This window comes from Williamsia muralis, assembly GCF_002735905.1.
GTDB lineage: Bacteria > Actinomycetota > Actinomycetes > Mycobacteriales > Mycobacteriaceae > Williamsia > Williamsia muralis_A.
The window spans coordinates 81,589-103,543 of record NZ_PEBD01000010.1 but is presented as its reverse complement, the minus strand read 5'-3'; the positions used below and the strand labels follow the sequence as shown (position 1 = coordinate 103,543).

General features: G+C 66.9%; 18 protein-coding genes. 10 read left to right on the top strand and 8 right to left on the bottom strand.

What is annotated here, in order from left to right; translation table 11 throughout:
- Positions 1-19 precede the first annotated feature (19 nt).
- Genes CSW57_RS14365 through CSW57_RS14355 form a run of 3 tightly spaced genes read left to right on the top strand, consistent with a single transcriptional unit; the run spans position 20 to position 2,837 of the window.
- Positions 20-1,042 (top strand): FecCD family ABC transporter permease, encoded by a 1,023-nt coding sequence (locus tag CSW57_RS14365; protein ID WP_189339273.1) that lies wholly within the window; start codon positions 20-22, stop codon positions 1,040-1,042.
- A complete protein-coding gene (locus tag CSW57_RS14360; RefSeq protein WP_099383466.1) occupies positions 1,039-2,055 on the top strand; it encodes a FecCD family ABC transporter permease in 1,017 nt (338 codons plus the stop codon). Before CSW57_RS14365 ends, CSW57_RS14360 begins: the two co-directional genes overlap by 4 nt.
- A complete protein-coding gene (locus tag CSW57_RS14355) occupies positions 2,052-2,837 on the top strand; it encodes an ABC transporter ATP-binding protein (RefSeq protein WP_099383465.1) in 786 nt (261 codons plus the stop codon). The genes CSW57_RS14360 and CSW57_RS14355 overlap by 4 nt, the downstream gene beginning before the upstream one ends.
- 12 nt (positions 2,838-2,849) lie before the next feature.
- Here the strand turns inward: CSW57_RS14355 and CSW57_RS14350 are convergent, their stop codons facing one another.
- A complete protein-coding gene (locus tag CSW57_RS14350; protein WP_099383464.1) occupies positions 2,850-3,728 on the bottom strand; it encodes a siderophore-interacting protein in 879 nt (292 codons plus the stop codon).
- 464 nt (positions 3,729-4,192) lie between these two features.
- Here CSW57_RS14350 and CSW57_RS14340 point away from each other — a divergent pair, with 464 nt between their 5' ends.
- The gene (locus tag CSW57_RS14340; protein ID WP_099383462.1) at positions 4,193-5,572 is read left to right on the top strand and encodes a cytochrome P450; all 1,380 of its coding nucleotides are present in this window, start codon (positions 4,193-4,195) and stop codon (positions 5,570-5,572) included.
- Between the two features lie 75 nt (positions 5,573-5,647).
- On the opposite strand, the gene CSW57_RS24480 is transcribed toward CSW57_RS14340, so the two are convergent.
- Together CSW57_RS24480 and CSW57_RS14335 are read right to left on the bottom strand one after the other, a co-directional pair.
- Positions 5,648-5,809, bottom strand: a complete 162-nt coding sequence (locus CSW57_RS24480) for a hypothetical protein (RefSeq protein WP_189339272.1) — start codon at positions 5,807-5,809, stop codon at positions 5,648-5,650.
- A 338-nt stretch (positions 5,810-6,147) separates the two neighbouring features.
- Positions 6,148-7,443, bottom strand: coding sequence for an acetyl-CoA C-acetyltransferase (locus CSW57_RS14335; RefSeq protein WP_099383461.1), 1,296 nt, complete (start codon positions 7,441-7,443; stop codon positions 6,148-6,150).
- 156 nt (positions 7,444-7,599) lie between these two features.
- Between CSW57_RS14335 and CSW57_RS14330 the strand changes: the two genes are divergently transcribed.
- The gene (locus tag CSW57_RS14330; protein ID WP_189339271.1) at positions 7,600-8,961 is read left to right on the top strand and encodes a 3-oxoacyl-ACP reductase; all 1,362 of its coding nucleotides are present in this window, start codon (positions 7,600-7,602) and stop codon (positions 8,959-8,961) included.
- Between the two features lies 1 nt (position 8,962).
- The gene (locus CSW57_RS14325) at positions 8,963-9,838 is read left to right on the top strand and encodes a MaoC/PaaZ C-terminal domain-containing protein (RefSeq protein WP_099383459.1); all 876 of its coding nucleotides are present in this window, start codon (positions 8,963-8,965) and stop codon (positions 9,836-9,838) included.
- Between the two features lie 81 nt (positions 9,839-9,919).
- On the opposite strand, the gene CSW57_RS14320 is transcribed toward CSW57_RS14325, so the two are convergent.
- Positions 9,920-10,516: a TetR/AcrR family transcriptional regulator gene (locus CSW57_RS14320; RefSeq protein WP_099384467.1), complete on the bottom strand. Its 597-nt coding sequence runs from the start codon at positions 10,514-10,516 to the stop codon at positions 9,920-9,922.
- Between the two features lie 106 nt (positions 10,517-10,622).
- Entirely contained in the window at positions 10,623-11,822 is a 1,200-nt protein-coding gene (locus CSW57_RS14315; protein ID WP_099383458.1) for a glycoside hydrolase family 3 N-terminal domain-containing protein, read from the bottom strand.
- 161 nt (positions 11,823-11,983) lie between these two features.
- On the opposite strand from CSW57_RS14315, the gene CSW57_RS14310 reads away from it, so the two are divergent.
- The 3 genes from CSW57_RS14310 to CSW57_RS14300 are packed head-to-tail and all read left to right on the top strand — an operon-like array spanning position 11,984 to position 16,937.
- Positions 11,984-12,544, top strand: coding sequence for a universal stress protein (locus CSW57_RS14310; protein ID WP_099383457.1), 561 nt, complete (start codon positions 11,984-11,986; stop codon positions 12,542-12,544).
- Positions 12,541-12,741 carry a DUF2613 domain-containing protein gene (locus CSW57_RS14305; RefSeq protein ID WP_023960227.1) on the top strand — a complete coding sequence of 67 codons (201 nt, stop codon included), beginning with the start codon at positions 12,541-12,543 and terminating at the stop codon, positions 12,739-12,741. The genes CSW57_RS14310 and CSW57_RS14305 overlap by 4 nt, the downstream gene beginning before the upstream one ends.
- A complete protein-coding gene (locus CSW57_RS14300; RefSeq protein WP_317615616.1) occupies positions 12,684-16,937 on the top strand; it encodes an alpha-(1->3)-arabinofuranosyltransferase in 4,254 nt (1,417 codons plus the stop codon). The genes CSW57_RS14305 and CSW57_RS14300 overlap by 58 nt, the downstream gene beginning before the upstream one ends.
- On the opposite strand, the gene CSW57_RS14295 is transcribed toward CSW57_RS14300, so the two are convergent.
- Positions 16,839-18,056, bottom strand: a complete 1,218-nt coding sequence (locus CSW57_RS14295) for an acyltransferase family protein (protein WP_189339270.1) — start codon at positions 18,054-18,056, stop codon at positions 16,839-16,841. The genes CSW57_RS14300 and CSW57_RS14295 overlap by 99 nt on opposite strands.
- Positions 18,057-18,205: 149 nt before the next feature.
- On the opposite strand from CSW57_RS14295, the gene CSW57_RS14290 reads away from it, so the two are divergent.
- On the top strand, positions 18,206-19,741 hold the full coding sequence (locus CSW57_RS14290) for a DUF3068 domain-containing protein (protein WP_189339269.1): 1,536 nt from the start codon (positions 18,206-18,208) through the stop codon (positions 19,739-19,741).
- A gap of 25 nt (positions 19,742-19,766) precedes the next feature.
- On the opposite strand, the gene CSW57_RS14285 is transcribed toward CSW57_RS14290, so the two are convergent.
- Together CSW57_RS14285 and CSW57_RS14280 are read right to left on the bottom strand one after the other, a co-directional pair.
- A complete protein-coding gene (locus CSW57_RS14285; RefSeq protein ID WP_099383454.1) occupies positions 19,767-20,747 on the bottom strand; it encodes an LLM class F420-dependent oxidoreductase in 981 nt (326 codons plus the stop codon).
- Positions 20,744-21,940, bottom strand: a complete 1,197-nt coding sequence (locus CSW57_RS14280) for a polysaccharide biosynthesis protein (protein ID WP_223249264.1) — start codon at positions 21,938-21,940, stop codon at positions 20,744-20,746. The genes CSW57_RS14285 and CSW57_RS14280 overlap by 4 nt, the downstream gene beginning before the upstream one ends.
- Between the last annotated feature and the right edge of the window lie 15 nt (positions 21,941-21,955).

Sequence of the window (21,955 nt, the reverse complement as noted above, 5' to 3'; positions counted from 1 at the left end):
GCAGATGATGTTGTGCGAAATGATAACCATTGTCAATACGGCTGCCCAGAGGCGACCCGACCGACGACTCCTCGGCTCGTTGCTGCTGGGTACGGCCGCGATCGCAGTTGTGGTGGTGGTCGCCCTGTGCGCCGGGGATCCGGTGGTGACGCCACTGGAGGCTTTCGCCGCACTCCCCGACGCTTCCGATCCCCTGCACCCCTACGTGGCGGATTCCCGGTTGCCGCGAGCCCTGCTCGGCGTGATGTGCGGGGCCGCCCTCGGCCTGGCGGGCATCTTGATGCAGGACGCGATGCAGAACCGCATCGCCGGTCCCGAACTCCTGGGCGTGTCCTCGGGCGCTGCCGTGGTGTTGACCGCGGTGACCGTGCTCGCGCTGCCGGTGGGACTGCACCAGCTGCCGTACGTCGCACTGCTCGGCGCCGCAGTGGCCGGCTCGACGGTGCTCGTGGGGGTGGGAAAAACCCACGACCCCACCACGATGCTGCTGATCGGCTCGGCGGTCACCGCGTTGGCGTCTGGACTCGTGATCGCGCTCGTGAGCCTGGGCACCGAGGGCAACCTGCCATTGCTGTTCCGCTATCTGCTGGGGAGCCTCAGCGATCGCGGCTGGCCACACGTCGCGGTGGTCGCTCCCTGGCTCGCCGTCGCCGTGCCGGCAGCCCTGTTCTTACGGCACCGCGTGGCAGCGCTGTCGCTGGGCGACGATGTTGCGGCGGGTTTGGGTATCAACGTGTTTCGTGCACGGTTGTCGGCGCTCGGGTGCGCCGGTGTCCTGGCCGCGGTCGTCGCCTGCGTGTGCGGCCCGGTGGCTTACGTGGCCCTGCTGGCGCCGCACCTGTGCAGGTGGGTACTCCGCACCACCAGCGCCCGCCGGGTCTTCTGGCTGACACCGGTCGCGGGCGCAGTGTTGCTCACCGCAGCCGACCTCTTGTCCCGAATTGCGCTGTACCCCACCGAGATCCCGGTGGGTATCACCACCACCCTGATCGGCGTCCCGACGCTGCTCATCGCACTACGCCGCCAGGACTCGGCGGCATGAGGGAACCGAACCTGCTGCGGCCCCTCCCCCTCCTGGCCGGCGGCGCGGTCGTGCTCGTCGCACTCGTGATGGCGCATCTGCTGATCGGGCGTTCCGACCTCGGCGCCGCCGACACCTTTCGAGTACTGACGGGCACGTCGGAGACCCGCGCACACGAGGTCATCGTCCTCAAGTACCGCCTCCCCCGGGTACTCGTCGGCATGGGCGCCGGTGTCCTGCTTGCTGTCTCGGGCGCACTGCTGCAAGCCGTGATCGGCAATCCACTCGCCGAACCGGGAACCACCGGAGTCGGGGCGGGCGCGGCACTCGGTGTTGTCGTCGCCATACTCGCGTTCCCACACCAGGGCTCCCCACCACCCCCGTTCTCATTGGCAGCCATCGCGTCGTTGGTCGGTGCGGTCGTCGCCGGTGTCTTGCTGTACCTGGTCGGCCGACGGTCTCTCGCGGTGGCGGGAATCCTGTTGGGTGCCATCCTCGGCGCAGTCACCTCGTTGCTGCTCGTCGTCGACGCTCAGCCGATGGGCGTGGTGCTCCGATGGCTCATCGGGTCACTCAACGCGCGTACGCAGTCCGATTGGAATGCCCTGTGGCCCTGGGTCCTCGTACTCGGGGTGGCTGCTCTGCTCGCATCCTCGCGGGTCAATGTCCTCTCGCTCGGCGACATCACCGCCACGGGTCTGGGATTGCGCACGGCACGAACCCGTTTCGTGCTGCTGATGGTCGCGGTGCTCGCGGCCGCAGCGGCCGTCACGGCAGCCGGTGCGGTGGCGTTCATCGGTTTGATGGCACCACATCTGGCGCGCATCCTGGTCGGCGGCGACTATCGGGATCTGATACCCGTCAGCATGGTGCTCGGGGCAATCGGTCTGTCGGCCGCGGATCTCTTGGCCTTCAGCATCACACTCGATCTGCCCGGGAGTGGCCCGGCGGTCACCGGCCTCCCGGTCGGCGCCGTCACCGCGTCACTGGGTGCGCCGTACCTGATCTGGCTCGTCCGAAGGGAACGCAGATGAATCGAACTCCGCCGCTGCTCGAGGGATTCGACCTCCAACTCGGCTATCGCGGACGTGCCGTCGTCGACGGCCTGAACCTGCGGATCGAGTCCGGTACCGCGACAGCACTGGTGGGTCCCAACGGCTCAGGCAAGTCCACGCTGCTGATGGCTCTGGCCCGGGTACTCACCCCCCGCCATGGGGAAGTTCGACTGGACGGTCAACCCATCGCCACGCGCAAGACGGTCGACGTTGCACGCAGGCTCGCGATCCTTCCGCAGACCTCCACGATCCCGGCAGGATTGCGAGTTCGTGAACTGGTGGAACAGGGCTGTTATCCGCGGCTGGGTCCCCTTGCCATGCTCAGTCGCCGCGACGACGAGGTGATGGCCAGGGCGATGTCGATGGCGGGGGTGACGTCGATGGCCGAACGTCGCCTCGATTCGTTGTCGGGCGGTGAACGTCAACGGGCCTGGATCGCGATGGCACTCGCCCAGGACACGGGCGTGCTGCTGCTCGACGAGCCGACCACGTATCTCGACATCCGGCATCAGATCGATCTGATGGAACTGATCGTCGAACTCGTTCGCGAACATGACAAAACGGTTGTGATGGTGCTCCACGACGTCAACCAAGCCGCGCGATACTGCGATCGAATCGTCGCGATGCGCGACGGCACACTCGTCGCCGACGGTCATCCGGACGACGTGCTGACCGCGGACCTGCTGCACACGGTGTTCGACGTACGCGCCCGGATCAGCCGTGACCCGGTGTCCGGGCGGCCGATGTTCACCGCGGAATGACGCGCGACGAGATCAGAGCCCAGCGCGTTCGAGCGCGTCGTCGAAGATCTCCGAAGCCACCTTCTCGCTCTTGCCGTCGGCGAGCGCCGCCGCATACACCGCGTACAGCTCACCACCGACCTGCTCGAACCTCTTGGCCCAGGCTTCCCCGTCGAATCGCCAGTAGCCGATGATGTCGCACTGATCGGCCTTCCAGCCGAACTGCTTACGGAAGTGCTTGCGAACAGCCCGCGATGCCTTCGCCTCGGCGGCGAACCAGCAGTATCCGCGGCCCTCGGGGTGACCGAACCGCTCGACTGCCTCGCCGAGTCGGCTGTCGCCGTAACCGTTTCCGCTGCCGACCAGACTGATCAGGTCCACGTTGTCGCGCCGGGGCAGATAGTCGAGGTCGGACTCGTCGACAACCTCCACGATGGCGGTGACCCGGGCCTGCGCAGACAGTCCTTCGATGATCCGGGCGAGCGCGGGCAGACCCGCGAGGTCGGCGACCAGTAGTTGCCACTCGGTGGTTACTTCAGGGCGGTACCAGCCTCGAGCGTGGGACATCCCGACCTCGTCTCCGACCTGGGCACCCTGCGCCCACAAGGTGGCGACGCCGTGGTCGTGCACCACGAAGTCGACCACCATCGTGTTGGCAGTCCGATCGACAGAGCGAACCGTGTAATTGCGACCCTCCGGCGGGGTCTCCTGGTCGTAGTAGCCCCAGACACCGTCCCGATTCTCCATCGCCGGGGGCCGGCCGCCACCAGCGGTCGGAAAGTAGATGCCGACCACTTCGTCCGCGAGGTCAGGCAGGTCGAGGGCGGCCACATCGGGTACGGCGAAAACGATCCGGCGGAGCCGCGGGTTCAGCTCGGTGTTCTCGACCACCCGCGCAAACGAAAATCCCATGCGGGGAAGGTTACCCTAACCAACTGTTGTTGGGCAGTCGCGATCTTCGTCCAGGACGTTCTGCTGGATCGCCGCGAAGGCCGTGGCGCATGACGGACACAGGGTGTGGTGGTCGCTCACCGACCAGCCGTTCACGGTTGCCACCGCAGCAGCGGCCGCCGGACCAGCAAACCTGGATGCCGCGAGCTCGAAGCCGCACCACAGGCACAGGATCGATGACGAATCCCCACGCATCAGACAGTCCACCTCGGTAGGTCACCCCGGTGAGCCCACGGGCATGCGGGCACACAGCGCGTCGCGCTCGGCGCAGTGTGCCCACAACGGCCCCATTTCAAACCCCCAGGATCGGGTTTGAGCCCGTCACCAAAGGGAATTCGACCACCACGTCACGCGCAAGCTCAGCCAGCCGTCAGTGGGTCGACTCCTCGAAGTCGAAGCGCTCACGCCAGAGAGGACCACACCCCATGACCGAGACGACATCCGCGCACACGTCGCCCGGGCACACCGCTCCAGTACCCCGGATTCGCGGTGCCGGTGCCCTGCGCGTACTCGCGCAGCTCAGCTTTGCCGCCATCGCGGCCGGTGTCATCGTGCGCCGACCGCTCGTGATGGCCGGGCTCGAGCGTGTGCAGGCCGATTCCACCGCACTCAAGTGCGCACGGCGACTGCGCGAGCAGTACGGGTCGGGACCCGTCGAGCTGGTACTGCCTGGCCGCCGGATTCTCGTGATCCTCGATCCTGCCGACGTCCAGCGGGTGCTCGAGGAATCGCCGGATCCGTTCAGTCCGGCGACGCGGGAGAAGAAGGCTGCGCTCAACCCCTTTCAGCCGCATGCGGTTCTCATCTCGGAGGGACACCTGCGTGAGCAACGACGACTGGTCAACGTCGCCGCGCTCGATACCCCGCGTGAACTGCACAGAATGGCAGGCACCATCGCGGACGTGGCCGGCCAGGAAGCAGACGTCCTTCTCTCTCGAATGACAGAAGCGGGGTTAATGAGCGCCGACGACCTGTTGCTCGCCTGGTGGAAAGCGGTACGGCGGATCACGTTCGGCGACGCTGCGCGCGACGACGAGCAGACCACCGACCTGTTGAGAAAACTCCGGGCGGCCGGCAACTGGTCATTCCTGTCGCGGCCGCATCCGATGAGACGGGAGCGGTTCATCGAGCGGCTGTACCAGTACGTCGCCGACCCGGCCCCCGGAAGTCTGGCAGCGGCGCTCAGCGAAATTCCGACAACACCCGCGGTCGACCCCATCGGGCAGATGCCTCACTGGCTGTTTGCATTCGACGCCGCGGGAATGGCGATGAGCCGTGCACTCGCGCTGCTGGCCACTCATCCCGAGCAGATGCAGCGGGCATTGTCCGAGGTCGGATCCGACGGCGCGGAGCCGCGCACGTACGACTTCCTTCGCGACTGCATGCTCGAATCTGTGCGACTGTGGCCCACCACGCCCAGCATCCTGCGGGACACCACAGCCGACACCTATTGGGGCGACGACCGCTCGAAGGTGGCCAAAGCCGGTGCCGGAGTCATCATCCAGGCCCCTGTCTTCCATCGGGACCCCGAGCTGGCGAATTACGCCAACACGTTCACCCCAGACATCTGGAGCGACGGCCGAGCCGCAGCACGCCCGGATCTGGTGCCCTTCAGCGCTGGGCCGGCCCGATGCCCCGGCGAGAACCTCGTCTTGTTCACCACGAGCACGTTTCTCGCCCATCTGCTGCGGGGCGGGCGCTTCACGCTGACCTCCACACCACACCTGTCGCCCGACGCACCGCTTCCCCTCACCTTCAACAACTTCGGTCTCCGGTTCGAGGTTTCTGCGCCCTTTGCGGTGTGATCGGGTGCCCCGCGGTGTGACCGGAAGTGGCCGGGCCCGCCGGTACCGAGACGCGGCGGGCCCGGCGGATGGACGTCAGCTCGGCGTGGCGCCGATCAACATCAACGCCAGCAGTCCGAGGACTGCCGCGACCACCACATAACCCGACCAGCCCGGCCCGGGTTCGTCGCCGATCGGACGAGTGTGGGCACGGAACGTCGGTGACGTCCATGTCGCCGGCGGCGAGTAGGAACTCATGGTCCACCTCCTGATATCTCCCGCCCGACAAGGGCGGCTGACTCACACAGCGAAATTCGAAACGTCAAGAGACAGCTGTTTATTGCGTCCAGCGGACGGATGTAGCCGACGCCACATCGGGAAGCGACGAGTCTCGCTTCGAGAGCGGTACGAGCCGGGCCGACGAGCGACCGGAGAAACCGGCGGATTGTCACACCGGGGAAAATAGGGCTCCGGTTGAGCTACAGGGTCGGGGGTCGTGCAGCTCAACCGGAGTTATCAAGTACTTCGCCGTAGGGGCGCCGGGCGTTACACACCTTCCAGAAAGTTTTTTCAGATGTGCAATACCCGGCGTCCGATCACGCCTCGATGATCGCGGTGACGCCCTGTCCGCCGGCCGCGCAGATGGAGATCAGCGCACGTCCTCCGCCGTTCTCCTTGATCTGCTTGGCCGTCTGGGCGACGATCCGGCCGCCGGTGGCAGCAAACGGATGGCCGGCCGCCAGCGAGGACCCGTTCACGTTGAGCTTGCTGCGGTCGATGCTGCCCAGTGCCGAATCGAGGCCCAACCGCTCCTTGCAGTACGCGTCGGACTCGAACGCCGCCAGCGTGCACAGGACGACCGAGGCGAAAGCCTCGTGGATCTCGTAGTAGTCGAAGTCCTGCAGGGTCAGGCCGTTGCGCTCGAGGAGACGCGGAATTGCGTAGGTGGGTGCCATGAGCAGGCCATCGGGCCCGTTGACGTAATCGACCGCGGCGGTCTCGACATCCACGAGGTGCGCGAGCACAGGCAGCTTCTTCTCCGCAGCCCACTCGTCGGTGCTCAGCAGCACTGCAGAAGCGCCGTCGGTCAGCGGAGTCGAGTTGCCCGCAGTCATGGTGGCGTCGCCGAGGGACACCCCGAAGACCGGCTTGAGGGTCGACAACTTCTCGACAGTGCTTCCCGGCCGCAGGTTCTGGTCGCGGGTGAGCCCGAGGAACGGGGTGATCAGATCGTCGAAGAAGCCGCGGTCGTAGGCGGCCGCCATGTTCTTGTGGCTGGCTGCGGCGAGTTCGTCCTGGTCGGACCGCTTGATGCCGAACTCCTTTGCGGTGATCGCGGCGTGTTCACCCATGGACATGCCGGTACGGGGCTCACCGTTGCGTGGGATCTCGATGCCCAGCGACGTCGGGAGCTTGGCGATGGCCTTGAGGCGGTCGACGGTGCTGCGGGCCCGGTTCACTGCCAGCAGCGACTGCCGCAGATCCTCGGATACCGCGATCGGGGCATCGGAGGTGGTGTCGACGCCGCCGCCGATACCGGCGTCGAACTTGCCTGTCGCGATGCCGTCGGCCACAGCAGAGATCGCCTGGAGACCGGTGCCACAGGCCTGCTGAAGGTCGAAGGCCGGGGTGTAGGGCGACAACGCCGAACCGAGGACCGACTCGCGGATGAGGTTGAAGTCACGTGCGTGCTTGAGCACGGCGCCACCGGCCACCATGCCCAGCCGCTCGCCCTGAAGGCTGAACCTGCTGATCAGGCCGTCGAGGGTGGCGGTGAACATGTCCTGGTTGCCGGCCTTGGCGTAGGCCCCGTCTTGCTTGGCGAACGGGATCCGGTTGCCGCCGACGATCGCGACAGGTCGCACGGTACGGGTCTGGTTATTCGATACCACTGTGGATCTCCCAAGTTGTGGATGGCTCTTATGGCGTATTCTTACTCCCGAGTAAGTTCGTTGTCGAGCCGCCCCCGGGATATGCCCGACTCGGGTGGTGCACACAACACACATGCCGTACGCGAGGCGTTCAAAAGCAAAGAAAAGGGAGTGCACGTGTCTGCCACAGGAACCACCGACCTTTACTCGACCATCGTCAGCTCAGGACCGGGCGCATTCATCGCGAGCAAGGTCGGCTTGCCACAGCCGCCCACGCTGCGCCGCTACAAGGCCGGCGAGCCCCCGCTGGCAGGGCCCGTCCTGATCGGAGGCAACGGCCGGCTGATCGAGCCGTTGCGTGAATTGCTGGCCGACGACTATGAGCTGATCGTGAACAACACGAGTGGTCGTGGAGCAGACAAGCTGGGCGCCGCGGTGCTCGATGCCACCGGCATCACCAAGTCGTCCGAGCTGTCGCAGCTGTTCGAGTTCTTCGCGCCCACCATCCGGTCGGCGGGCAACAGTGCGCGGTTCGTGGTCATCGGCACCACTCCAGAGCTGATCAAGAACCCGAGCGAGCGTGTCGCACAGCGCGCGCTCGAGGGCTTCACCCGCTCGCTGGGCAAGGAACTGCGCAACGGCGCAACCGCCCAGCTCGTCTACGTCTCCCCCGATGCCAAGACCGGTTTGAGCGGACTGGAGTCGACCCTGCGATTCCTGCTCTCGGCCAAGTCCGCGTTCGTCGACGCCCAGGTCATCCGCGTCGACGAGAAGGATGCGGATGCCCCGGCCAGCTGGGACAAGCCGCTGACCGGCAAGGTTGCCGTGGTCACCGGTGCCGCCCGCGGTATCGGTGCCACCATCGCCGAGGTCCTCGCGCGTGACGGCGCCCACGTGATCGCCGCCGACATCCCCGCGGCCGGTGAAGCGCTGTCGGCCACCGCCAACAAGGTCGGCGGCACCGCGCTGCCGATCGACGTCACCGCACCCGATGCCGGCGCCAAGCTCGCCGAGCACGCTCTCGAACGTCACGGTGGCATCGACATCATCGTCAACAACGCCGGTATCACCCGCGACAAGTTGCTCGCCAACATGGACGACGCCCGCTGGAACGCGGTCATCGGCGTGAACCTGATCGCCCCGCAGCAGCTGGTCGACGACCTCCTCGAGGCCGGCGCGCTGCGCGAAGGTGGCGCCGTGATCGACGTGTCGTCCATCGCCGGTATCGCGGGCAACCGCGGTCAGACCAACTACGGCACATCCAAGGCCGGAGTGATCGGGCTCGTCGATGCCTACGCGCCGGTTCTGGCCGAGAAGAAGATCACCATCAATGCCGTTGCGCCCGGCTTCATCGAGACCGCGATGACCGCGGCCATCCCGCTGGCCACCCGCGAGGTGGGCCGCCGGATCAGCTCGCTGCAGCAGGGCGGTCAGACCGTCGATGTCGCCGAAACCGTTGCCTACTTTGCGAATCCGGCCTCGAGCGCGGTGACCGGCAACGTGGTGCGTGTGTGCGGTCAGAGCATGCTGGGAGCGTGACGTGCCAAAAACCATTGAGCTGAAAGGGTTTCCGGCCACCTCCGACATCTATCGCCGCGCGGTGGTCGGAATGTTGCCCGGTATCGGCAAGTCCGGCCCCATCAAGGCCGACGCGCACCTTCCCGACACCGAACTCGCCCTGTCCGATGTGAAGGTCGACCTCGACCAGCTGCGTGCATACTGCGCCAGCACCGGTCAGCGGTTCGGCGACACCCTGCCCCTGACCTTCCCGTTCGTGATGCAGTTCCCACTCGTGATGGAACTGCTCGTCGCCCGCGACTTCCCGTTCTCGGCGGTGGGTTCGGTGCACGTGGAGAACACCATCGAACGAATCCGCCCGGTCGCGGTGACCGAGCCGCTGAGCATCCGTACACACACGGAGAATCTGCGGGAGCACCGCAAGGGGATGCTCGTCGACGCGATCTCCGAGTTCTCGGTGGGCAACGAGCTGGTCACCCGCCAGACCGCGACGTTCCTCAGTCAGCAGCGCACGAGCTTGTCCGGTGGTGAACGCGGCGAAGCCCCCAAGGACCGTCGTCCGGCGCCTCCGGACGCGACTCTGGTCGCCAACCTCGGCCTGATTCGTAAGTACGCGTCCGCGAGCGGCGACCGCAACCCGATCCACATGAGTGACCTGGGCGCCAAGGCATTCGGGTTCCCGCGGGCCATCGCCCACGGGATGTGGACCGCCGCGCGCGTGGTGGCGAATCTCGAAGGACAACTGGACGACAAGGTCACCTACAACGTGCGGTTCGGCAAACCGATCGTGTTGCCCGCCAAGGTGAATCTCTACACCACCCGCACCGGCGACGGGTTCGACCTCTCGGTGCTACATCCCAAGAAGGGATACCCGCACCTCACGGCGACCATCCGCTGACCCCGATTCGGTGGGTTCGGGCGAGCATTTCCCCTGGTGGGGCTCGCCCGAACCCACCATCTTTGGTCAGGGGCAGTCGGTTCAGGGGCGGTCGCCCGCCAGGCCTTTCCAACCCATCGAGACCATGAGGTCGGCGGCGACGTCGAGGTCGATGTCGCCCTCGGAGATCCGGTCGGCGACAGCCTCACCGGCCCCGACGAGCGCTACGGCCATCAGCTCGAAGTCGGTGTCGCTGGGGTGCGGGACGGTGGTGCCCCGACGTAGCAGATCGGCGACCATCTCGATGAGCCGGGCGCGGCTCGCGGCCACCAGGCCGGCGAACTTCGCCTGACCGCTGGCAAGCCGGTAGAGCACTCGCCATGACTCGCGGTTGTCGTGCACATAACGTAAGAAGCTGTAGATGACCGTGCGGGCCTGGTCGTGCTGGCGCAGATTGGGGTCGAACCCGGCGCTCATCGCCTCGATGAACCGAGCGCCTTCACGGCTGATGCACGCGCCGAACAGTTCGTCCTTGGAGCCGTAATAGAGGTAGAGCATCGGCTTGCTGATACTGGCCTGCGCAGCGATCGCGTCCATCGACGTTTCCCGAAAACCGTTGGCGGCGAACACTTGCACAGCGGCGTCGAGCATCTGCTGCTCTCGTACGGCGCGTGGCAAACGCTTCGTTCCTCCGGCCACGACGACCACACCCCCTTTGAATTCAGACGAATGTCACCTTACCAGCCGGTAAGTTCGCCGCGGCCCGGCAAGTGGCGACGGCGCACGGCCAACAATCGAGTTCTGGTCAGCAGTCGAGTTCACCCTTTGCACGCAAGACCCGCACCACCGATTCATCGACCTGCTGGGCAGGCAGAGTGCCGGAACCCATCGCCTCAGTCAGTGCGTCGAGCACCGCGGGCACCTTGTCGGTCGAGAGCCACAGGGCAATGTCGGCGCCGGCACTGATCGCCAGGGTGGCCGCCTTCTCGATGCCGTACTTGGCGCTGATGGCCGCCATGCCCGACAGATCGTCGGTGAAGATCGGACCGTCGAAGGGCTTGCCGCCATATCCCCTGCCGTCGCGCAGCAAGGACATCGCGGGTTCGCTGATGCTGGCGGGGGTGTCCGGACCGGTCAGGCCCGGCACGATCAGATGGCCGACCATCACCGCCACCCCGGGCTGGATCAGCGTCCGGTAAGGAACCAGGTCACTGTTCTGCAGTTCGTCGAGGTCCGGGGTCGCCACGGTTCCCGTATGGGAGTCACCGGACCCATGTCCGTGACCGGGGAAGTGCTTGAACACCGGCATGATTCCCGCGTCCTGCAGACCGTGCGCGTAGGCGTTGGCGTAACGGGTCACCACTGCCGGGTCGTCGCTGAACGAACGGTCCCCGATCACCTCGTCGTCGGATTCGTCGCTCACATCGGCGACGGGCGCGTAGTCGACGGTGATGCCGAGCTCCTTCATCTGCAGGCCTTGCTCTTTGGCCAGGGCACGCACCTGCTCCACCGACATCGTCGCGGCCAGTTCGCGCGCCGACGGACTGTCGATACCGAGGCCGGACAACCGCGAGACGCGGCCACCTTCCTGATCGACGGTCACCATCACCGGTGTCTCGGCCGCCTTCTGCACAGACGCCACCCCGCCGTCGGACAGCATCCCGAGATCCGTCCAGCTGCCGATGAAAACCCCACCGATCTGTTCCCGGCGCACGATGTCCACGGCATCTTCGGTGCCGGTCACCCCGACGACCAGCAACTGGGCCAGTTTGCGCCGCGGCGACATCTCCGCCAACTCGCGTGCGCCGCACGCTGCCGGCTCCACGCGCGGCGCGGCGGACGTCGACGACGACGGAGCCACCGTGGACGAGGACGGGACGTACGCCGTCGTGGAACTGAGGCCACTGCCGCCGTCGCCGTCGCCGCTATCGCATGCGGCGAGCATCGACACGCTGACCGCGAGTACCGCGAAGGCGCGGCCGGGGCGATACCGTCCGACGCGCATCGGCGCAGGTCGGCCCGTGCTTTCGGGCCGCGTGCGGGGTCGGTTCGGACTGGGCCGGGGGCGAGCGAACATGGCACGAGTGTTGCACGACACCAAGGTGTGACGTGGGTTACATTGAGCGCTATTCTGAGGCTTACAAGCCCTTACGGGAGGAAAACGCCATGTCCAGTCAGTCCGGCACCGGCAAGCAAGACACCATCATGATCGCGTACGACGGCACCGAGAATGCCGACCGCGCGATCGACTACGCCGGCCGTTTTCTCGCGGCCCACCGAGCATTCGTGGTCACCGCATGGGAATCAGGGGTGCACCAGAGCGCACGCCTGTCCGCACTCTCCGGAGGCATGCAACCCGTGCTGCACTCGGTCGTGGACCAGGACATCGACGACGCACTCCATGAGGACGCCCGCACCCGCAACGCCCGGGGAGTCGAACGCGCGATCGCGGCCGGCCTGCGCGCCGAAGGACGACTCGCCGAGGTCGATTCCACCGTCTGGGGTGCGCTGGTGGACGCCGCGGACACCCTTGAGGTCGACATATTGGTGACAGGCACCCGCGGGTCGTCCGGCCTGCGTGCACTGCTCCACAGCAGTGTGTCCGAGCATGTCCTCAAGCACTGCCACCGACCCGTGCTGGTGGTGCCGGCGGGGTGCGCCAAGCGCCGCGTGGATACCCGCGCCGACCTGCGCGCCAGAGCACGGGTGGTAACTTCGCTGCCATGATGAACAACCGCCTGATCGCCGGCGCCGTTGCTGGACTCCTGGGCGTGGTCGTGGCCATCGCGGCGGTATTTCTGGGTGGAGTACTGACGTCGGAGGACAAGCCCGCCACCGACGTCAACAGCTTCAACGCCGACAGCGGATTCGTGAAGGGCTCGGTGGACTACGGCACCAGGGACAACGCCGGAGTCACAAACTGACCAAACGGGGACTGCTTTTTGCAGCTCTGTGGGCGCTGCTGGCGTCATTCGTTCAATCTCCCGGCCTGATCGCTGCCGACACCAAGCTCGATCTGACCGGCGACCCCCTCGCCTTTCTCGGGCGCGCGGCCCACCTGTGGTCGTCGATCGCCCCACTCGGCCAGGTACAGAACCAGGCTTACGGGTACTTCTTCCCGCACGGCGCGTTCTTCGCGCTGGGAGATCTCCTCGCGATACCGCCCTGGGTGATCCAGCGCCTGTGGTGGGCGCTGCTCTTGTGGGTCGGGTTCGTCGGGTTCATGCGTCTCGCCGACACCCTCGGGGTGGGGTCGCGGTGGTCCCGCATCTGTGCGGCCCTGGTGTTCGTTCTGAGCCCACGGGTGATGACAACCATCGGATCCATCTCGTCGGAAACACTGCCGGTGATGTTGGCACCCTGGGTGCTCGCGCCTGTGGTCATCGCGCTGAACCGAGCAAAGCCGACGACCTCGTTGCGGCGACTCGCCTTTCAATCGGCATGCGCACTGGCATTGATGGGTGCGGTGAATGCCGTCGCCACGCTGGCCGCCGCATCCGTCGCCGCGTTGTGGTGGCTGCTGCACACACCGGTGCGTGGTCCGGCTGCCCGCTGGCTCCGGTTCGGCGGCTGGTGGCTGCTGGGTTCAGCCCTTGCGTGCCTGTGGTGGCTGGTCCCACTGCTGATCCTGTCGCGCGTCAGCCCCCCGTTCCTGGACTTCATCGAATCATCAAGGGTGACAACCGAATGGGTGTCGCTCACTGAAGTCCTCCGGGGCACCAGCGCATGGACACCTTTTGTCTCGCCGGAGCGGGTCGCGGGCGCCGGTTTGGCGACGCAGCCGTACGCGGTCCTCGCCACCGGTCTGCTCGCCGCCGCCGGATTGGCCGGGCTCGCGATGCGGTCGATGCCGGGTCGCGGTCGGTTGATCACCATCGCATTCGTCGGCCTGCTCGCCATCTGCCTCGGCTATCCCGGACAGTTCGGTTCACCGATCTCCGAGTCGGTGAGAGTGTTCCTCGACGGTGCCGGCGCACCGCTGCGCAATGTGCACAAGTGGGACCCACTGATCCGCATCCCGCTGGCCCTGGGCATCGCCCATCTGCTGGCCCGGGTGCCGACGCCGGACATCGTCGGCTGGCGCGAGACCGGTCGGGCGTTCGCGCACCCGGAACGGTCGCGACCGGTGGCAGCCGCAGTGGTCGTGGTGGTTGCCTTGCTCGCCGCGGGATCGATGGTGTGGACCGCCGGGCTGGCCGCGCCCGCGAGCTATCGCGCGATCCCGTCGTACTGGAAAGATGCGGCGACGTGGCTCGATGAACATGGCGCCGACGAGGATCGGCGCGCACTGGTGGTTCCGGGGCCGCCGTTTGCGAATCAGACCTGGGGCCTGACCCGTGACGAGCCTCTGCAGGTGCTCACCGAACAGCCGTGGGCGGTGCGTGATGCCATCCCGCTCACTCCTCCCGGCGCCATCCGCGCCCTGGACTCGGTGCAGCGGGCCATCGCCGACGGCAGGCCGTCGCCCGGACTGGCCGCGACCCTTGCCGGGCAGGGCATCGCGTACGTGGTGGTGCGGGCCGACCTCGATCCGTCCACCTCCCGTTCGGCACGGCCGCTCCTCGCACAACACGCTGTCGCGGCATCGCCGGGAATGGTGCCGGTCGCCCGGTTCGGGCCGGATGTCGGACCGAACACCATCGAGGATGTGGTCGCCGACGACGGCCTGCGTCCGAAACTGCCTGCTGTACAGATCTTTGCGGTCGAATCGACGGTGTCCTTCCCGGGAACCCGGCCCGCGACTGTTCCGCTGTCGTCGATGCCGCGGGTCGCCGGCGGCCCCGAAGCCCTTGCGACACTGCAGAACGACGCGGCGCTCGCCGGGCAACCGCCGCTCGGGCCGGCCCTGCTCGAATCCGATGCCCGCCGAGCAGGTCTCGCCGAAGGACCCGTGGTGGTCACCGACACCCCCACCGATCGCGAGGTCGACTTCGGGCGCGTGGACAACCACAGCTCGGCCATCCGGACCCCACAGGACCGGCGCCTGACCCAGAACGCCGTCCCCGATTACCCGGTGCCCGGCCAACCCTTGGTGCACGGCGAGTGGCTCCTCGACGGGCAGCCGGGCGAGCTCAACGTCAGCGCGTCCGGATCGGCCTCGGATGCAACGCAACTGGGGCAAAGTGCTCCGGGCAGTTCCCCCGCCGCAGCATTCGACGGCGACACCAACACCGCCTGGGTCAGCCGTGGTCTCGACTCAGCGGTGGGACAGTATCTGCAGCTCGACTTCACCCGCCCCCGCGAGCGCCTGGCCCTCGACATCACCGTCGGCAAGGCACTCGGCCCCGAGGTGGACACCCTGCTCATCACCACCGAAGCCGGCAGTACGGTCGCCACCGGGGTCAAAGCCGGCACACCTGCCACGGTGGTGCCGCCGAGCGGACCCACCCGGTGGGTTCAGATCCGGGCAATCGCCACCCAGGACAACACCGGCGGCAATCAGTTCGCGATCTCAGAGGTGACCCTGCGCGACGCGGCGGCTGCCCGCGATCTCCCCATCCGACATCGGGTGGTGTTGCCGCAGTTGGTTGCCGGACAACAGGTCTCGGGCTGGGTTCTCGCCCCGGAACTGCCTGCTCGCGCGGCCTGCGTTCCCGGACCCGACGCCACCCGATGCTCGGCGGGGCTGGGTCTGGCGGCCGAGGAACCAGGGGTGTTCGGTCGGGTGCTCTCGGTACCGACCACAACTTCGGTGGACACCTCGGTCACGGTCACCGCCAATCCGTCGGACGCCCTCAACGCTCTGCTGTCCGGGCTCGGCTCGATAGGCGCCTCCGCGGAATCGGCCGTGACCGATCCGCGGGGCAACGCCACGGCCGCGGTCGACGGCGACCCGACGACCACCTGGATCGCCAGGGACAACGGCCCGACCGCCGAGCGACCCACCCTGCGACTCACCCTCCCGACCCCACGCGAGGTCGATGGAATACGAATCACTGTGCCACCGGGCGAGTTCCCGGCACGGCCGCAACGCTTGGCCATCGATCTCGGCAACGGCAGGCAGGTCCGTGACATCCCCGCCGATGGCACCATCGAACTCGATCCCCATGTCACCTCCTCGATCACGATCACCGTGCTCGAGAAGGACGAGCTGCTCGACGTGAACAGCCTCGGGTTCGCCGAGGTGTCGCCCACCGGCATCTCGGAGATCGGTGTGCTCGGGGATGCGCCACCGGCGGTCGACCCGGACCGACGAATCGACGTGAGCTGCGATCAGGGCCCGGGTCTCACGATCGCCGGAGTGGCGCAGCGCTTCTCGCTGTCAGCGACGGTTCAGCAGCTGCGTTCCGGCGAGCCCATCCGGGCCACCGCGTGCGGCTCCGACCGGATCACGCTGCCCGCGAGTGAGCAGGAACTGATGGTCAACCCCGGCGATGCGTTCAGCGTCGCCGGAGTGAGCCTCACCGCCATTCCCACACCACGTGCGGTCCCGACACCGGTTTCCGTCCAGGAATGGGAGGCGATCGATCGCAGGGTCACCGTCGGATCATCAGCCGAGGAACGGGTGCTGATCGTGCCCGAGAGCGAGAACGTCGGCCGGCAGGCACATGCGGACGGACGCGAGCTGACGCCCATCGTGGTGGGCGGTTGGCAACAGGGCTGGATCATCCCCGCCGGGTACGCCGGCACGATCGACCTCACCTTTCCTCTTGACCGTCCGTATCGGTGGTCGATCGGTGTCGGGCTCGCCCTGGTGGTGCTGTTGTTCGCGATGACGCTCTGGCCCCGCCGAACCACAACACCTGTCTCGCTGCCGGTTTCACGCCCTCCGCGGGCAACTCTGGCGGGCCCGTTGTTCTTGGGCGCCGCCGTGTTCCTGCTGACCGGGCCGATCGGGTTCGCGATCGCCGCCGCGGTCGCGACCGCACAGACCGCGGTGCTCATCACCCACCCACGGCTGCGCATACGGCGGAGTGCGCCCGCGTGGGTGGCCGCGCTGATGATGGCCGCGACATTCGGCCTCGCCGCGGGACCCTGGCGGTCGTCGCTGGGGTACAACGGCTGGGACTGGTGGGTTCAGCTACCTGCTGTGCTGGCCTTGGTGATCCTGGCGTGGAATGCCATCGCCGTGCCGCGGTGGCTGATTCGGCTCCGAATTCGCCGCCGCCGACCTAGCTGATCTGGCCTCCCACCCACGCAGCCACCGCCGCGCGGGATCTTCGACCCACGAGTAGCTGGCGGCCGAGATGCCGATCGTGAGGAGCACGGTCAGGGCCCACACGGCAGGCATCGATCCGGAGAACGGGAGGACGCCCGCCAGAGGGAACACCGCCGACAGCACCACCAGATGCCAGATGAAGATGGAGTAGGACCATCGGCCGAGGGCCTGCATCGGTCCGGAATCGAGGATGCGGTGCGGGCGCGGCTCACCGAGCACCAACGGTCCGAGCAGCGCGAAACCCAGCACCGCGCCGAGGACGATCTTGACGGCGAACTGCCACGGGGCCAGCGGGGCCAGCCCGGTGGGCCCGGCGAGCTCGGTACACGAGAGCGCGAATGCCCCGCCCGCGACCACGGCCATGACGATCGGGCGCGACCCGACCCGGCTCAACACCCCGCCCGCGGGTCCGACAACCAGTTCGGCGAGCACCAGTCCGGCGATGAACCACGGCATGTGACCCGGAAGCCAGTTCTTGGCCTCGACGCCTTGTGCGAGCGGGAGCTGTTCGGCCACCCACGCCCACGCCAGACAGATCACCGCGACCGACAGCAGGACAGGGACCCGCCACCGTGCCCGCGGCCCGCGCAACCACACCAGGAACCACGCGAACAACGGCAGCAGCAGATAGAAACTGACCTCGACCGACAGACTCCACATCTGCGTCAATCCGGCCGTCAGCGTCAGCGGGACGTACACCTGGGTGAGGGTGAGATTGGCCAGCCACACCGTCGCGCTTGCGGGACGCGCGTCCGGGAGCAGGCTGAGCACCACCACCACGACCACCACGTATGCGGGCCAGATCCGGAGAATCCGGTGACGCAGGTACCGCGCCACGCCGGGGACCCTGGCGGTCGGATCATGGGCCGCCGCGGCATGTGGCCGCCACAGGAGGAAGCCGGAGAGCGCGAAGAACAGGGCCACCGCCATGTCGAAGCGACCCCAGACCGCGCCCAGTACGTCGTCGCCCACCGAACCCGTCTGGAACGCGACGTGAGTGGTCAGCACACCGATGGCCGCCAGCGCCCGCATTCCCTCGAGCGCGGGGACGAAGCCCTTGGCCTGCTGATCCGAACGCATGATCAGCCAATGTACCGGTGGCCGATCGTGTTGCGCCCTGTCCTGACGTGCCCGTTCCAGCCGACCTCGGCTGTTAGTCTCGCAAGAAACCCCCAGCTGCACCGATCGAAGACCTGAAGGAGAACCGACGTATGGCTACAGGGCCTCGGATGTCTGCCAGAGACCTTGCCGGACCAGTCGCGATCTTCCTGGGGGCTCTGATGCTGGTGGCCGCCATCGCGCTACCCCTCTATTACGTGGGTACGTTGAAGAAGACGCCGATGGACCTCGACATCACCAGCGTGTCGGACAGTCAAGCGCAGCAAGGTGTCTCGGGCAGCGATGCGCTGCCGGCGAAGATCTTCAACCGATGCTCTCTGGAAGGCCCCCGCGCCGAGGTCTCCGACGCACACCTGACCGATCAGCAACGTGTGCTCGTGGTGGACCCGGCCGATGCCGACAAGGTCACCTTCCAGGCAGGCAATTCCGTCCGCATCGACTCGTACACCGATGGCGACGAGACCGTCACCCCGCCCGCCGACGGAGCCGACTCCGGCTGCATGAGCTCGCTGCTCACCGCCACCCGTGACCGCATCACCACCAACCGCGAGACCGCCGAGCCTCAGATCAGCGGTGGCGGACAGAGCGAGGTGCAGGTCGACGCCGGCGAGAACAGCGTCAGCCTCCCCGACCGCAAGGGCCTGCAGTACCGGTTCCCGTTCGGCGTCGAGAAGAACGACAGTTACCTCTACTTCGATCTGCCGACTCGCACCACCAACCCGTTGACCTTCGTCGACGAGCAGGAAATCCAGGGCGTGAAGACCTATCACTTCACCCAAGAGGTCCCCGAGATGGATCTGAGCACCCTGACCGATGCCAACGACCAGCAGCTCGCCGGAACCTCGATCGACCAGCCCGCCGGCTGGTACGGCGGATTCCCGGGGTCCCGGAACAACGACCGGCTGCCTGCCTCGCTGATCCAGAAGACCACTCGCGACCTGTACGTCGATCCGGTCAGTGGAACGATCATCAACGAGCGTGAGCACGTCCAGCAGTACTTCAAGCTCAACGTCAGCGAGGACTCCCCACAGGAGATGCTCGACTATCAACTGACCGCACTGGACGTCGTCTTCTCGTACAACCAGAGCACCCAGGAGCAATTGGCCAGTGACGCCAAGAGTCTCGACGATCCGATCAAGCTCTGGGGCCGCTGGATCCCGATCGTGATCGGGATCCTCGGCGTCCTGCTGCTGGCTGCGGGCGTGTGGTTGCTCCTGCGCGGTGGACCGAAAACCCCTGCGCCGGCCTCGGATTCGCCGTACGACCCGAACGAGCAGCAGCGCACCGATCTGATCGGGCAGTATCGGGGCAACGACCGCGGCGACGTCTATCCCGCCGCCGGGGCACCGGTGGGTTCGCACGAGCAACAGCCCTACGACCCGGATCAGACCCGCCAGATCCCCGCCGTGCGCGACGACCGCGGGGACGGATTCGCCGAGGTCGGCGACCACTATCCGTACATGGATCAGCAAGGCACCGGTGATGGCACTTCGGCGCAGCAACCGCAGACGGGCGACCCGGGCTGGGTCACGCCGCAGCAATCCGACGTGCCCCAGACCGGTGCGCCTCAGTCCGATGCGCCCCAGTCACAGGATGATCCGCTGCGCCGCAATCGCGACGAGCCCTGGCGCCGGCCCGGCGAGTAGTCTCCACCGGGCTCGACGAATCGGGCTAATTCACTAGCGGAGACAGCGCTTTTCCGGCCAGTTCCACCATCCCGGGGACGTGCCCGTTGGTGACCATGTTGATGGTGACGCCGTCCACTCCGGCATCGATCACGCGTTCCTTGATCTGTGCCGCGACCTCGTCGGGCGCACCGACGAAGAACCTGCTGTTCGCCTGCGCCCATTCCTCATCCGTCGCGGTGGCGCGGTCGATTCCCCTCGCCTTCAGCAGATCTGCCGCCTGAGCGCGTGCCTTGTCGCCATCGGGATCGAGAATGACAAAGGCCAGGAAACTGGTCTGGATCGTCGACCGGTCGCGGCCGGCTTCCTCACATCGCTTCGCGAGTGCTTCGAGCTTGCGAGGCAACTCGTCGACCCCCGCGATGATGTTGAGGTGCTGGGCGTACCGGGCAGCGAGGCCGAACGTCTTCTTCTCGCCGCCTCCGCCGAGCATGATCGGGATGTCGGTGCGCAGGAGCGGTGAGGTGCGGGTGCCGTGCGCCTGGTACCACTTGCCATCCAGCTCGGGTTTGCCTCCACGCAGCATCGGTTCGATGATCTGCAACGCTTCCTCGAGTCGTTCGAAGCGTTCGGTGAATGTCCCGAACTCGTAACCCATCTCGTGGTGTTCGAGCTCGAACCATCCGGCACCGAGTCCGAGGATCGCCCGGCCCCCGCTGACCACGTCCAGCGTGGTGATGGTCTTGGCCAGCATCGCGGGATTGCGGTAGGTGTTGCCCGTGACCAGTGTCGACAGGTTGATCGTCGAGGTGGCCGTGGCGAGGGCACCCAAAGCTGTGTAGGCCTCGAGCATCGGCTCGTCAGGGGCTCCGATGCCGGGCAGTTGATAGAAGTGATCCATCACCAAAACCGTGTCGAAACCGGATCTTTCGGCTTCTTGCGCTTGCGCGATGACCGTGGGGAACAGCTCTGCGGTGGTGCCGGGGTAGGAGAAATTGGGGATCTGATAGCCGAGGCGGATGCTCATGCATCCACAGTACGACCGCGGTCTTGCGTCCGGGTGACGGTCAGCGCAACCAGCGTCGACGCCGTTCCGACCACCGCGCAGCTCGCAGCGATCACCGCAAGCGTGACGATGCTGTGTGCGACGGTGATCACCAGCACCACCTCGACGGCGAGCACCGTCCAGCTCAGCAAGCCGATCCAGGTGCGGTCGCGCGCGATGGCCGCCAGAAGCCCCACTTGCAGCACTGAAAGCGCGCTCCCGGTGAGAGCGAACAACCAGAGTATCGGGGCGACCGGCCGGTAGTCCTCACCGGCAATCACCGGAACCAGTGGCCCGCAGATCGCCGCACCGACCACCACGGTGGCGGCGATGGCGGTGAGCCACCCGACCGCGGTACGCAGGGCGCCGGCCGTCTTCGCGACGTCTGCGAGTTGTGGGTACAACACCACGCCGATCGCCTGCGGCAACCAGAACGCCGCCTTGGTGGCGATCGTCCCGAGCGCGTACACCCCCGCGTCGTATTCGCCGAGGATCGGCCGGGCGGCGAGCAGATCCACCGACGACAATGCGATCAGCACAAGCTGCACCTGCGAGGCGTGCAGCACCAGCCGCAGCGCCAACCCCTCGGATATCGCGCTGTCGGCGGGCTTGTCCGCCAACACGATCAGCCAGATGACAGCAGCGGCGATGGCTGCGCCGACTGCGGTTGCGGTGAGGGCACCGGCCGCGCCCGCGCCGACCGCCAACGCGACCACACCGGGCACGGTGCGGGCCACACCCACCCCCGCCAGCACCCAGGACAGCACCGAAAACCGTTGTCCGCCCTGCAATATGCCTTGGCCGGCAGCGATCAGAACCAGCAGGGGTGCGGTGGCGAAAGCTGCGATCGTGGCCGCCAGGCCGGTATCGGCCACCGCCATCACCACCGGTACGGCGACGGCCGCGGCCACCAGCACCGCAGCAGTGGTACGCAGGGTGATCGAGATCAGGTCGGCCACCGCACGCCCACGCACTACCTCCCTGGCGATCACGACCTGCAGAGCCAATGCCGGGACACCCAGCACCAGCATCGCCTGGAGCAGCACTGCGAACTCGCCGTACTCCGCGGGCGACAACCATCGGGTGGCCGGTAGGTGGATGAGGTAGGCGCAGATGTTGGCGACCATCGTGCCGACGGCTACGCCACCCACTCCCGCCATCGCACCCATCGCCATGGGTTCAGTCTCGCA